The following is a 12,931-nucleotide window of genomic DNA, read 5'->3' as shown; positions in this document are numbered from 1 at the left end:
GTGCCCAATGCCAACTGCACTAGCTACTTAAATGCTCATGAATAAGCTTCCATTCATTATTTACTACTGTAAATACGTTTGTTGCTCTCCCGCTCCCTGATACAAATGTGCCATTATGATATCCTTCGTAATGGTATGTATAAATACAGGTAGCGGTAGTTTCATCAACGGTAAGCCACTGAACATTTGCCGCTCGATAAACTTCATTTTTTATGACATGCCATGCATGATTGAAATAAGCTTCTATCTCCTCTAGCGTTGTGCATGTTTTATCAGTAAACCAATAAACTGCTTGTGGGTGTAATAGCGCTTTGACATTATTAAAGTCATGCGTATTTGTTGCGTCAATGTACCGTGTTAAAACTTGTTGATAATCCATTCCCATTCCTCCTGTCTTCTTCTTTCCTGCTCTTCAAAACACTTATTTAGTTGCTGGTTGTCTAGATAGATAAAATATGGCAACTAAAACTAGTACACATCCAATTAATTGAACAGAAGTAATCGCTTCTCCTAACAACAAAGAAGATAACGCAATACTACTGATTGGCAAAAAGCCCGTTAAAATGCCAGCCATACTTGCTGACACTTTTGCTATCCCCAGATGCATTAAAATAAATGCGATGACCGTTACAACGATTCCAAAATAAAGAATTATGCCCCATTCAGCAAACGACACTTTTTCATATGCAAACTGCCTACTTTCATATAGAGCAAATGGTAGAAATAATATTGTCCCAAAACAGCAAACAATTGTAGAAATAGCTAACGCACTAACACGTTGGGAAATAAATTTCCCAACGATAATAAACAATGACTCGCACATAATTGCACCAAATACAAGTAAATTACCAACTACTGATATATGAGGAGTGTTAGAAATACCAAACATCCCAGGAGCATTAATCGTCGTAATTCCCATCATTGCAATGCATATGCCCAATACAATATTCTTTGTTAATTTCTCTTTCAATAGAAAAAATGACAGCAACCCCGTACAGGCAGGGACAGTACTTGTAATTAAACCTGCTTCAGTTGCTGTCGTTTGCGTCAGTCCATAGAGCATAAAAATATTAAATAAAAACACACCTGATAATGCTTGTAAAAATAAGAAGAGATAGTCTTTTTTTCGTATTGAAGGCATACCTTCAGCTATTAATAATATCGGCACTAAAATGATTGTTGCCACTAAAAACCTCAGTTCAGAAGCAAGAAATACAGGGAAGCTTTGAACAATAAGTTTACCCGCAACAACAGAGCTTCCTACTATACTCATAGCAAGGCTTATATTGATAATAGGAATGATTTGATTCTTCAATAATCTTCACTACTGTCTACTAATGCTGTACTTAACATGTCCGATACTGCTAAATATAGGTTCTCTGGGTTTTCGGCAAGACGATGACATAAATATAAATACCAATCCTGACCATACGGCAAATATACCTTACCGTTATATCCTTTTTCTTTTAAACCCCGAATTAACTCTGGTCGAATTCCATAAAGCGTCTCAATTTCTACATTCGTTTGCTGCAAATATTGTCGTTGTTCCATCACTTGTATAATGGATTCATCATGCGTAGCTATTGAAATAGGATGATTTAATTTAACTAATTGATCTACATATTGAAGATAACGACGATTCAACTCTTCTGATCGCTTCAATGCAATTGTATTTGGCTCTTGAAAAGCACCTTTCACGATTCTTATCTTCCCAGAATATTGAACAAGCTCCTGTATATCCAACGCAGTTCGGTATAAATGAGCTTGTAATGTAATGCCGATATTGTTGTATTCGGTCGCTATCTTTTTATATATGTTAAGAATATCGTCCGTCTTTGAGGATTCCTCCATACTAATCATTAAAATAATGCCGTATTTTTTTGCCTGCTGAACAAGTTGAACTAGGTGTTTATAAGCCATCTCTTTGTTTATAGACAATCCAATATGCGATAAATCGAATGATACAGTTTGCCCCATAGCTAAAGTACCAAGCTCTTCAATCAACATCATAAATTCGTTTGTAGCCTTTTGACATTCCTCAAGATTGACAGTATTTTCTCCAATATACTCAAGTGAAATTTGATAATCTTTCGCAAGAAAATTTTTTGCTATAGAAATGGCCTCCGCTCTTTCTTCCCCTGCTACATAGCGTCTTGCAGCCTTCGATAATAGTGGATAAAGTTCTTTCGATTGTTGCAAATCATTTTTCATTTGATTATTTCTTGCAGCCGATTTCAATGCTTGAGTAACTAATTCTTCTGGCTTTTTCATTTTTTCAGCTCCTATTCATTATTTAAAGTTACTGTATCATGGTAATATTGGTAAAAATAGAACCACTTACTATACTTTTTAACGGTACCAATTTGAAGAAGGAGACGAATAAACATGCTGTGGATACCAATAAATAGAGCATTAGATATACCTTTAAATAAACAGGTCTATCAACAAATTCGTGAAAAAATTTTAAATGGCACTTTACAAGGTGGCGAGAGGTTGGCATCAACACGTAAACTCTGTTCCGAGTTAAGTGTGTCTAGAAATGTAATATTAGAAGCTTATGATCAACTAATAGCAGAAGGATTTATAGTCTCCTATAGAGGTTCTGGTACATTTGTTGCAGATGGTGCCTTATTAACTCAATCTAACAAAGTTGTATTAAAGAACAGAACGGAAGAAAAAAAGGAAGAAATGAAAATTGATTTTCGTTCAGGCATTCCTGCGTTAAGTTTATTTCCGCGTAAAACATGGGCAAAATTATCTCATCGTATATGGAATGATACGAATCCAACACTTTTCGGTTACGACCTACCTGAAGGTCGATACGAATTGAGGGATGTATTAGCCAACTATTTATTGCGGACAAGAGGTGTCGAATGCCATCCAGAACAAATAGTCATAACTTCTGGTGCTACTCAGGCATTAACCATCATTGCTAGATTATTATTATCAGCAAATGATATCGCTATTATGGAAGATCCGATTACAAATGATATTCAAACAATATTTACATCTTCTGGCGCTTCTATTTATGCAATTCCAGTTGATCAATCTGGTATGAGAACATCCTTATTACCACATAATCAACAGCCAAAATTCGTCTTTATTACCCCTTCTCATCAGTTTCCATTAGGGGGTACTTTACCAATCCAACGCAGGATTCAGTTAATAAACTATGCAAGACAAAAACAATGTTATTTGGTGGAAGATGACTATGATAGCGAATTTAGATATGAAGGTCCTCCCGTAAACTCCTTACAAGGATTAGACCCCAATCGTGTTCTTTACGTTGGATCGTTTAGTAAAATTCTCTCGCCAGCATTAAGAATTGGCTATTTGGTTCTTCCAATAGACCTTGTTGAGAAATGCCGTCAACTTAAATGGTTCTCTGATTTACATACGCCTTCTGTGGAACAGCTAATTCTAGCTCACTTTATTAAAGAGGGATACTTAGAGCGACATATTGCAAAAATGAAGAAGTATTATAAAAACAATAGAGATTTTCTTATCGATTGTTTACATACAACCTTTTCAAATCGAATAAAAATTTTAGGCTTTTCTACAGGTTTGCACCTTGTTGTGGAAATACAAAACATCAACTTCTCAAGAGCACTACTTGATAAAATTGAACACTTTGGGGTGAAAGTATATCCAGTTGAAGATCATTCCATTAGTAAAGGAAACCATAACAATCGAATTATTTTAGGATTTGGCCATTTAAAGAAAGATGAAATACAAGAAGGCGTGACTCGATTATTCCAAGCAGTCTTTCCTAAATAAAAGGTCAAATAGTCTTAAATACAAGGAGGATATTTATGCTAGCTCTAGCTACCATTCAAAAACACCAATCAGGCTATAGCGCTCAATTTACTTGCCCATTGTCACATGCAATTAGTGAAGTTTGGGCGGTACTAACAGACAATGGCAAACTTCAAAAATGGATGAGCAATTTAGAAATGGTTGACCTTAAGAAAAATGGTAACATGCGTTTTAATATGAATGATGGAACAGATGCCTTTATAGAGATGGCGATTACGGATTATATGGAGCAGGAGGTACTAGAGTTTGAATGGGGCAAGGATAGTGTACGCTTTATGCTATCGCCAACTAGTGATGGCTCTATATTAAGTTTGCGTGAAACAATTGGTCAGCTATCTGACCATACACCTAAAGATTTAGCGGGTTGGCATATTTGCTTGGAGCAATTGTCGGACCTATTAAACGGTATTGTGCATAAGGAGTTTCCAATGGAAGCATGGCAAAATAGAGTAGCAGAGTATACGCTACTAGTAGATGAGGCTGAAAAGTAAATAAACAAAAAAATTCCTTGAGCGCAATTACCGCTCAAGGAATTTTATTTATTGATTAAAGACTGATGCAATTGCTAATGCCTTCATTGGATCCTTAATCGAATCAAGGGTATAGACTAGTTTTCCATCTTGCCATACGATTAAGTTTCCTGATTCATAGACGTCTAAATGTACCATGCCGTTTTCATGTGGAATCGGAAGCGTATGGGATTCTAAATATTCTACTGCTTGTTTCGCTAAATCTACTCCAGCGTCTGGATTATCTGTTCGGGTATGAGTAGCAATGGCCCATCTTCCTTCATTCCAGCCAGTCCATAACGAGCCAGCGCCTGCATCTTGGTAGCCATTAATATTGTAGCCGAGCGCTACTTGTTGCCCACCATTTTTACTATAGTCTTCATAAGCAATTTGTTTGCTTGCTTCATCAACACTGTCAAATAGCTTTACAGTAAGCTTGGCAATCGGTGTAGCAGCTGAAGCATTTTTTAGCTTCACATCATTAACAGGAATATATTCTTTGCTTTCTAGAAATAGTATTTCAGCCTGTGTATCTGTGCCATTCGTTGTTGCCGTTAAAAAATTCCCCTTTGTAAGCGGAAGATTATTTGGCATTACAACCGCCAGTTCTGTGCCAAGCTGCTCTTTTATCGTTTTTAATGCTTCTGCCTGTGTTACAGAAGAAACAGTGTCTTCACCATTTGATTCAGTTGTTGCATGCTCATTTTCATTCGATTGCTGCTCTTCTTGTGTATCGTTTTGCTGTGTTTGGTCTTGCTCGTTCACTTTCTCATCCTCATTTGTAGTACATGCGCTTAGCATACTAATCGTGAGTAAGCTTGTAAAAAGTAATTTTTTCATCTAGACACCCCTCTTTGGCTTTATATCAATTACGCTTTGGCGTTTTTTATTTGTTTGAAAAACCTATGATATAAGCCCGTTTTCCCCACATTATAAATGCGAGAATTTCTGCTGAATCATGTTTATTTTCCCCACTCTTTTCTCTCTTAAACGTGAAACTAACGAAGTTCGTTAATTTGCTTCGTTAAGTCATTAAACTTTCGATCAAGCATTGCATATTCTTTATCCTTTGCCGTTAGAAAGCTCAATTTGCCGAGTATTTCTTGTCTTTCATTTTCAAGCGTTAATCGTAGTGCGCTCGTATCATTGACTTGTGGAGGTGCACTCTCTCTCCATTTTCTTTCCATGCCATTATTTTTAAGCTCCCAAACAATGTTCGTCGTTTTTTCTAGAAAATAACGATCGTGTGAAACAACAAGCAATGTACCTGTATACAGCTCCAATGTTTTCTCCAATTGCTCTCGTGAAGGCAAATCTAAATGGTTCGTTGGCTCATCTAAAATGAGAACGTTTTTTTCCTCTAATATATAGGCCATAAGCTTACACTTCACACGCTCACCCATACTCATATTGCCAATAGGCGCTGTCCAATGACTCGCTGTAAACCCTAAATGTTTCATGACATTGCGGACTTTACCTCTTTCCTCGAACGTCTCCTTGTAAAAATATTGCTCTGGCGTCAGTTCAAGCGGCAAATCAAATACGTCCTGCGTTAAATAGCCAATATTGGCAGCAGGAGAAATCCATATATCCCCATCTGCTTTTTCTTGCCCTGTCAGCACTTTCAATAAAGTCGTTTTCCCGCTACCATTTGGACCAGTAATCGCAATCTTTTCGCCAAATTTAATTGTCATATTTACATCTTTCAATATAAGACGATGGTGAAAAGATTTTGTTACATGCTTACACTCTAAAAATCGTTTTCCTACCCGTTGGCTTGTTTCTACTGAAAATCGTACTTCCTCTTCTTGCTTAAGTTGTTCAACTTTATTTTTTGCTAATTCCTTTTCCAATCGTTTTTTCTTTGATTTCACTTGCGCATCCATTCGTTTAGCTTTAACTCGATAAAACTCCTTCACACCCTCTTGCTTCGTCGATTGCGCATGTGCCTTATGCGACCACGACGAAAGCTCATTCATCTGTGCTTCAATACGTTCAATGTTCTTTTGCTGTTTTTCATAGGCACGTTGCTGTGCTAATCGTTGCTGCTCTCTAGCCGCCATATAACTTGTATAATGCCCACTATGCTCATGCAATTTACCGTCTTCCAATGACCATATTTTCGTGGCAACTTCATCTAAAAAATAACGGTCATGTGACACGACAATAATTGTACCGCCATATTTTTTTACTTGGGCAATTAGCAGTGCTGTACTTGCTTCATCTAAGTGATTTGTCGGTTCATCCAATAATAGTAATTGCGCATGCTGTGAAAAGCCTCGTGCTAGTCGCCTTTTCAGCTTTTCGCCCCCACTTAAAGCGGTAAACTCTGTGTTTGGCACATGCCATTTCGCTAGTAAATTGGCTTCCTCTGCACTTACTTCCCCATTTTCAATAGCTGCTTGCTCTTGCTCTACATAAGCTATTTTGATTTGCTGTAACCACAATAGCTGCCCTGTTGTAGGAGTTAGTATGCCTTGAATGAGCTGTAATAATGTCGATTTTCCAGCACCATTTTTACCGATTATGCCAATGACTTCACCTTGTTTTACCGTAGCGTTCACATTTTCAAAAATTAGTGTATCATTCACTTCATACTGTACATTCTGTAATTTTAAAAATTCTTTCATTTTATCCGTTCCTCTCCGTATAGAGGGACAAAAAAATCCCTCCAATTATTTTGGAAGGATTAGTCGCGAAATATCATACATAAAAAAGCTCCAACATAGAGCCTCGTTTATGAGATGATCCAATACTAAAAAAGCTACACCCCATTAAAGAAATTTTAACGGGGAAATATGCGTTTTAAGTATACGGTTAACGATAGTCAGCGGTTATGCCTGTATCGTTACACTTATGGAAAATGGGCAGACTAATCCTATTTTTGGTTCATTGAAATATACATTTCATGTGCAAAAAATAAGATTAGTTAATCATCAGCCACCCATCGTCCCTTCATCTTTAGTTACAATAATTGTAACATCAATTGCTCAAAAACAGAATAATTATCATAAATTTCTCTCTATATTTTCGAAAAGGGCACTATGTTCACTACAATCAAAAGGGATTCATCTCGTTAAATCGACGAATCCCTCGCAATAAAAGTCCCTTATCTAAAACATTCGAATGCGAGGATGTTATCCCGCAAAATTGTACTGAAGCGCCAGCCAGATCTACTGCTCCAGCGGAATCCTGCGATAACTTCCCTACCAATAACCGTTGGGAAAAACCAGAAATTTCTTCCATTTCTCGTCCATATAAAAGTATTCCTAAATAAACATCTTTGAATACCACTAGATCCTCCATGCCATGCAGGCATAGCTGGCGAAAAACTTGGTGGAGCACTCGTTGGCATTTGTCCAGTAGATGGAGGGCCGTAATTAGGTGGTCCTATATTCGGTGGACCGAAATTTGGTGGGCCAAAGTTAGGTGGTCCCATATTCGGCGGACCGAAATTTGGTGGACCAAAGTTAGGTGGTCCCATATTCGGTGGACCGAAATTAGGCGGGCCAAAGTTAGGTGGTCCCATATTCGGCGGACCGTAATTAGGTGGGCCAAAGTTAGGTGGTCCCATATTCGGCGGACCGAAATTTGGTGGACCAAAGTTAGGTGGTAAACGTCTTTCCCCTAAATCATCATTAGGAAATATATTCAATGCAAACTCCCCCTTTTACATATTTCAATATATGTGTAAGGGCAATTGCTGATTGAGCCATTAGCCTATTCATCAATTTAGTCTTTACTTAACCATTTACTTTTTCGCCATAAAAGCTATGTTCATACGTTTAAGCTTTTATTGTGCTAAGTACGATTGCATCACTTGCCAATCCTCGAGTTTTTCATCAAATGTTTTAATATTTTTGCCTGGGATTGGGCTTGTCGATGGCATCTTTTGATATGCTCGCCCGTCTAAAACTTCAAAGCCAATATGTTTTTTAAACACTTCAAATGCTTTACCACCATTAAAAAGCACAAGTTTGATATTTGGATAACGTATAAAAAGTGTTTTAAAATCATTCGGTTTTTCATTTTTAATGGCTGCATCTAAACTGCCCTTCCGCTCACATGATTCGATTGTATCCCACAGTCCAATATGATTTTCCTTTAACAACGCTATTCGCTCACTATAATCTACAGGTATTTCTTGCTTTAAAATTTCCCCAATAATAGACCAAAAGTGATTGCGTGGATTGCCATAGTATTGTTGCTTCTCTAATGATTGCTTTCCTGGCATTGAACCGACAATCAGCACTTTTGTTGTGACATCAATTACAGGTGGCAATACATTTTTTACTTCATCTGACATAGCCATCACTCCTTTCTTTTATTGTAGCGTAAAGTTTTAGAACGGTCGTATGTAAAAGACGATCACTATCTAATTACAAACCCAGTTGTCAATGCAAGCATCGACAACTGGGTTTTGGCGTTATAACGGAAATACGGAGCCTGTCAGTATGTTTTTTGAACTTTCATTAAGAAGCTCTTGCGCCGTATGTTTTTGAATAGATGTTTTGACAATTTCATAACCAATGCAATATCCGATCAACGGTGGAAGCTTCCCACCATATAAAAATTCAACATGATTGTGTAAGCCTTGGACATGGATATTGGGCACAAAATCATCCTTCCAAATCGCTAGCATCTTTTGCAACGTATAATCTCCCAGCCAAGGCGCTAACCATTTAGACCCGTAAATTTCCTCTACTGCACATTCAGCTAAGCCTTCTAAAATTATGGAATCTAATAGCGTTACTTCTTGTAGCGATTTGTTTAAGTAGTGCAGTCGGCAAACATGATTGTACTCATGTGCAAATAATGCTTTAAGTTCTTCCCTTTCTAGCTCTCCTATAAATAAAAATAATGCATCTGGATAAGCAACACCATTTTTATTTGTAATGGTTTGCTCTTGCGTTATCGGGAAAATATAGATTGGAATATTTGGACCGTTCCACTGTTTCTTTAAATAATAATATTCTTCTTGAACAATATCCCAAGTTTTTTGATCCTGTAACTTCTTAATATTAATTTTTTCATGCGCGCGAAAAAGGCCTTGTTGCTGTAACTCAAACTGTATTTCGTGCGGTGTTCCACCATTGAAATGTTCTAGTAATCGGCTACAAAGAATAGTACGTTGCAACTCTTCAAAATCTCTCCTGTCTTTTAACTTTTGACTAGTCTTTAACTCGTAAAGCCAATCATCAGTTGATATGACTGACATACGTTCACCCCCTTGCAGTAGCTTATGTTTCCAATAGACATTCGGCTAGTGATGGTTGTAACCAACGGCATATATTATCTTGTAAGGACTAAGAAAGGAGGAGATTCTGTGAATCCAGCTGAATGCTATAATCTTTGCTGTAAATATCACGGTAAACGTGTAAGAATTACTGATACATCTGGGAATGTTCATGTCGGAGAAATAACTAAAGTGGATAGAAGACAGGTATGGATTCTACCTGATAGACAAAATAGAGGATTTGGTTTAGGATTTTGGGGTTGGGGTTTCGGAGGACCAGGGTTTGGCGTTGGTATCGCACTTGGTGCAATTGCCGGAATTGCATTAGCACCTTTATTATTTTTCTAGTTTAAATACCTCAAATACATGTTTAATATAACCGAAAAATAAGCCATTTCAATATTTTTGAAATGGCTTATTTTTTATTGGACTTTCTCTTGTTGCTGTTTTCTTTCAATTAATTCCGATACTGTTACAAATGTATAGCCCTGTTTTTTTAATGTTGGGATTATTTCTTCTAGGGCTTTAATTGTTTGTGTGCGGTTGCCGCCTCCATCATGAAATAAAATAACATCCCCTGGCCTTGTTCCACCAAGCACTTTTTGGACTATTTTATTTACTCCTGGTTCTTTCCAATCTTGTGTATCTTGATGCCAAGACCACATAACGACCTGGTAACCATTTTTTACAGCTGTATTAATTATTTTATCGTTATAGTTACCACCTACAGGGCGAAATAAAACAGGCGAAAAACCAGTAATATTACTAATCATTTCGTTTGTCCGCTGTAATTCATCCTGTAATTTAGAAACAGAAACTTTGAAGGGGTGCGTGTAAGTATGGTTGGCTAGTTCATGTCCCTCTTTATAAGTTCTTGACACAACATCTGGATACTTTTCTGCATTTTGACCAATAATAAAAAAGGTCCCCTTTGCTTCATACTTAGCTAAAATATCTAGCACCTGAGAGGTATATTTCGGATCAGGTCCATCATCAAAGGTTAAGGCTACAATTTTATCCTTTGTGTTAATATCCCATACAACCTCACCAGTCTCCTCATATTCACTACGCCCTTTTTCTGCAGAGGTACTCATTTCCGTAAAACATATAGAAATGAATAAAAAGCAAGCCGTCAAAAACAATACATTTTTACGTATCACAGTATCACCTCCCACAATTAATTGCATATTACAGCTCATCTTACTATTTACGAAACACGTCAAATTTATTCTTCAAAAAGACTGCCTGATTTTACTGATACGCGATAAAACATTATGTTGAAAAATCGTTTAATAAACGTTTTTCGCATACTTTACTAACTTTCTTTATCTAAACATTTTCCACATCCTTATTTCTAAATAATTTTCACGAAAACCGCGTCAATTTTTGAACGAAATGTGAAACCTTTCATTTTACACTTTATTTTTTAAAAAATCGGTGTAAAATAAGGGGCATATCTGATATATAACAACTACAAACAATTGAAAAACTGTTATATTACAAATTTGGGCGAAAGGGGATATTATACATGTGGGTTATTACTGTTTTTGAACAAGATACATACCGTATGTTCGAGTACACTACGCAAGCTGAGGCTACATTAGCGTTAAAAAATATACAACAAACAGCATTGCTTTCTTACACAAGATAAGTGTCAGGCACCCAAACAATTCACACACAATTTTTTAGTGGAAATACCGAACACCTTTTTATCTATTGCCATATGTATAGAGAGAAAAGGAGTGTGATGTTCATGGTGACGATTGAACCTATTATGATTAAAGGTCATTTTTTCACTGCTGTAATTGTACATTTACCAAAAACGACACTACTAACTATTTCAAATGATACGGGCTACATCATGTGTGGTGCATTAGATGTCGGTCTTTTAAATAGCCGCTTATTAGATCGGAAAATTATTGCAGGTCGAGCGGTTGGAGTAAAAACGATCGATGAGCTATTAACAGCCCCTCTCGAATCCGTTACATTTGAGGCTGAACAACTAGGCATTTTTGCAGGAATGACTGGAGTAGAAGCATTATTAAAAATGATTTAAAACACGACTAGAGCCCAGTCGGGAGGTGGTATTAAATGTATTTCACACAGACAAATGCACAATCGCTCCCTGCATCGCGCATAATGACTGTAACAGGCAACGGAAAAGTAGTGGCTAATGCCAGTTATGTGCAACTTCAAATTGAAGTATCTACGCAAGGGGAAAATGTGCAGCAAGCACAGCAAGAAAATGCTAGCATTATGAATCGTGTAATTCAATCCATCTTGGCACTATCTATTCCAAGAGAAAATATTCAAACTGCCACCTATTCGATTGCGCCTCTTTATGATTATGTAGATGGTAAACAGGTGTTTAAAGGCTATGAGGTGACAAACGCCATAACAGTAAAAGTGCCTGACACTAATCTTGTAGGGGTTGTTATTGATACGGCTGTAGAAAATGGCGCAAATCGTATATCCTCTATCCAATTTAAAATTGATAATGCAGATGTATACTATCAGCAGGCACTTAGCTTAGCACTTCATAATGCACAAATGAAGGCTAATACAATAGCACAGACGATGCAATTATCTGTGCATCCTCAACCGATAGAAATTGTTGAAGAAAACGAAAATGGCCCTGTGCTATATAAATCGATGGCAATGGCAGATTCATCAATGGTAACGCCCATTGAACAAGGACAGCTCACCATCAGTGCCGCTGTTCGCGTTACATTTCAATACTAAGCAGTACAACAAAGCCAGACTCCATTTATCATAATGAAGTCTGGCATCTTTTCTATTAATGATCGTTCCAAATACGTTCAATCACCGCTTCGTTTTGAATATAGCTTATTTGATAGACATCTGGATTACTGAGCCTTTGCCAAAACTGAAAATCTACGTCACTTTGATAACTCTTTACGAGCAAGGATATTAAATTGCCATGACTGACAATAACCGTCTGTTCAGTACCTCTCTCAGCCACTTCGTTTACAACGTTCTTGATGCGAGTCATTGCCTCCTGACTGGACTCCCCACCCTCATATTTCAAATCTAAATCAGTAAAAGTTATTTTAAGTTTTTCATACCAATCTGGTAAATTATCCGTGCTTAATGTACGCTCTGAAAGTCGGTCATCTAATTCAATTTTTTTGTTTGTTCTTTTACTTAATAGTTGAATGGATTGGATAGCACGTAAATAAGGACTCGAAATAATTCGGTCGATGTTATAAGTATAAAAAAAGTCAGCTAAACGTTTAGCCTGCTCATGTCCTCTTTCTGTTAAAGGCGCATTAGAAAATTGGCCTTGTGCTTCGCAATGTCTAATTACGTAAATCCGCTTCATTTGACTCCCCTCCGCATTCCAATAAAT

The 12,931-nt window shown here is 37.1% G+C and carries 16 protein-coding genes; 6 read left to right on the top strand and 10 right to left on the bottom strand.

The window, feature by feature from the left end:
• Positions 1–19 precede the first annotated feature (19 nt).
• Genes ACIQ1H_RS18145 through ACIQ1H_RS18135 form a run of 3 tightly spaced genes read right to left on the bottom strand, consistent with a single transcriptional unit; the run spans position 20 to position 2,271 of the window.
• Positions 20–379, bottom strand: a complete 360-nt coding sequence (locus tag ACIQ1H_RS18145; RefSeq protein ID WP_402890669.1) for a YybH family protein — start codon at positions 377–379, stop codon at positions 20–22.
• A gap of 42 nt (positions 380–421) precedes the next feature.
• Entirely contained in the window at positions 422–1,315 is an 894-nt protein-coding gene (locus ACIQ1H_RS18140) for a DMT family transporter (protein WP_402890667.1), read from the bottom strand.
• Complete coding sequence (locus tag ACIQ1H_RS18135) at positions 1,312–2,271, bottom strand: proline dehydrogenase family protein (RefSeq protein WP_402890666.1); 960 nt, start codon at positions 2,269–2,271, stop codon at positions 1,312–1,314. The genes ACIQ1H_RS18140 and ACIQ1H_RS18135 overlap by 4 nt, the downstream gene beginning before the upstream one ends.
• A 114-nt stretch (positions 2,272–2,385) precedes the next feature.
• Here ACIQ1H_RS18135 and pdxR point away from each other — a divergent pair, with 114 nt between their 5' ends.
• Entirely contained in the window at positions 2,386–3,777 is a 1,392-nt protein-coding gene (pdxR, locus tag ACIQ1H_RS18130) for a MocR-like pyridoxine biosynthesis transcription factor PdxR (protein ID WP_402890663.1), read from the top strand.
• A 35-nt stretch (positions 3,778–3,812) separates the two neighbouring features.
• Positions 3,813–4,307, top strand: coding sequence for an SRPBCC family protein (locus ACIQ1H_RS18125; RefSeq protein WP_402890660.1), 495 nt, complete (start codon positions 3,813–3,815; stop codon positions 4,305–4,307).
• Positions 4,308–4,355: 48 nt separating this feature from the next.
• Here ACIQ1H_RS18125 and ACIQ1H_RS18120 read toward each other — a convergent pair whose 3' ends face one another.
• The 5 genes from ACIQ1H_RS18120 to ACIQ1H_RS18100 all read right to left on the bottom strand — a co-directional run bounded on the left by ACIQ1H_RS18120 (position 4,356) and on the right by ACIQ1H_RS18100 (position 9,543).
• A complete protein-coding gene (locus ACIQ1H_RS18120) occupies positions 4,356–5,165 on the bottom strand; it encodes a hypothetical protein (protein WP_402890658.1) in 810 nt (269 codons plus the stop codon).
• Positions 5,166–5,323: 158 nt separating this feature from the next.
• Positions 5,324–6,955, bottom strand: coding sequence for a ribosomal protection-like ABC-F family protein (gene abc-f, locus ACIQ1H_RS18115; RefSeq protein ID WP_402890655.1), 1,632 nt, complete (start codon positions 6,953–6,955; stop codon positions 5,324–5,326).
• A 479-nt stretch (positions 6,956–7,434) separates the two neighbouring features.
• Positions 7,435–7,980, bottom strand: a complete 546-nt coding sequence (locus tag ACIQ1H_RS18110) for a transporter (RefSeq protein WP_402890650.1) — start codon at positions 7,978–7,980, stop codon at positions 7,435–7,437.
• A gap of 138 nt (positions 7,981–8,118) precedes the next feature.
• Positions 8,119–8,631: a DNA-deoxyinosine glycosylase gene (locus tag ACIQ1H_RS18105; protein WP_402890648.1), complete on the bottom strand. Its 513-nt coding sequence runs from the start codon at positions 8,629–8,631 to the stop codon at positions 8,119–8,121.
• 120 nt (positions 8,632–8,751) lie between these two features.
• Complete coding sequence (locus tag ACIQ1H_RS18100; RefSeq protein ID WP_402890647.1) at positions 8,752–9,543, bottom strand: DUF2268 domain-containing putative Zn-dependent protease; 792 nt, start codon at positions 9,541–9,543, stop codon at positions 8,752–8,754.
• A 108-nt stretch (positions 9,544–9,651) separates the two neighbouring features.
• On the opposite strand from ACIQ1H_RS18100, the gene ACIQ1H_RS18095 reads away from it, so the two are divergent.
• Positions 9,652–9,909 carry a hypothetical protein gene (locus ACIQ1H_RS18095; RefSeq protein ID WP_173479307.1) on the top strand — a complete coding sequence of 86 codons (258 nt, stop codon included), beginning with the start codon at positions 9,652–9,654 and terminating at the stop codon, positions 9,907–9,909.
• Positions 9,910–9,983: 74 nt separating this feature from the next.
• On the opposite strand, the gene ACIQ1H_RS18090 is transcribed toward ACIQ1H_RS18095, so the two are convergent.
• Positions 9,984–10,655, bottom strand: a complete 672-nt coding sequence (locus tag ACIQ1H_RS18090; protein WP_402890991.1) for a polysaccharide deacetylase family protein — start codon at positions 10,653–10,655, stop codon at positions 9,984–9,986.
• Positions 10,656–11,089: 434 nt separating this feature from the next.
• Between ACIQ1H_RS18090 and ACIQ1H_RS18085 the strand changes: the two genes are divergently transcribed.
• From ACIQ1H_RS18085 to ACIQ1H_RS18075, 3 genes are all read left to right on the top strand, one after another.
• Entirely contained in the window at positions 11,090–11,212 is a 123-nt protein-coding gene (locus tag ACIQ1H_RS18085; RefSeq protein ID WP_255639596.1) for a hypothetical protein, read from the top strand.
• Positions 11,213–11,314: 102 nt separating this feature from the next.
• Entirely contained in the window at positions 11,315–11,617 is a 303-nt protein-coding gene (locus tag ACIQ1H_RS18080) for a YunC family protein (RefSeq protein ID WP_173479305.1), read from the top strand.
• Between the two features lie 35 nt (positions 11,618–11,652).
• The gene (locus ACIQ1H_RS18075) at positions 11,653–12,303 is read left to right on the top strand and encodes an SIMPL domain-containing protein (RefSeq protein WP_402890643.1); all 651 of its coding nucleotides are present in this window, start codon (positions 11,653–11,655) and stop codon (positions 12,301–12,303) included.
• Positions 12,304–12,358: 55 nt separating this feature from the next.
• Here ACIQ1H_RS18075 and ACIQ1H_RS18070 read toward each other — a convergent pair whose 3' ends face one another.
• Positions 12,359–12,904: a histidine phosphatase family protein gene (locus ACIQ1H_RS18070; protein ID WP_402890641.1), complete on the bottom strand. Its 546-nt coding sequence runs from the start codon at positions 12,902–12,904 to the stop codon at positions 12,359–12,361.
• Between the last annotated feature and the right edge of the window lie 27 nt (positions 12,905–12,931).

Origin of the sequence: Lysinibacillus sp. NPDC097279 (assembly GCF_044761745.1) — a bacterium.
Classification (GTDB): domain Bacteria; phylum Bacillota; class Bacilli; order Bacillales_A; family Planococcaceae; genus Lysinibacillus.
The sequence above is the reverse complement of the archived record's forward strand: the minus strand, read 5'-3'. Positions and strand labels throughout refer to the sequence as shown.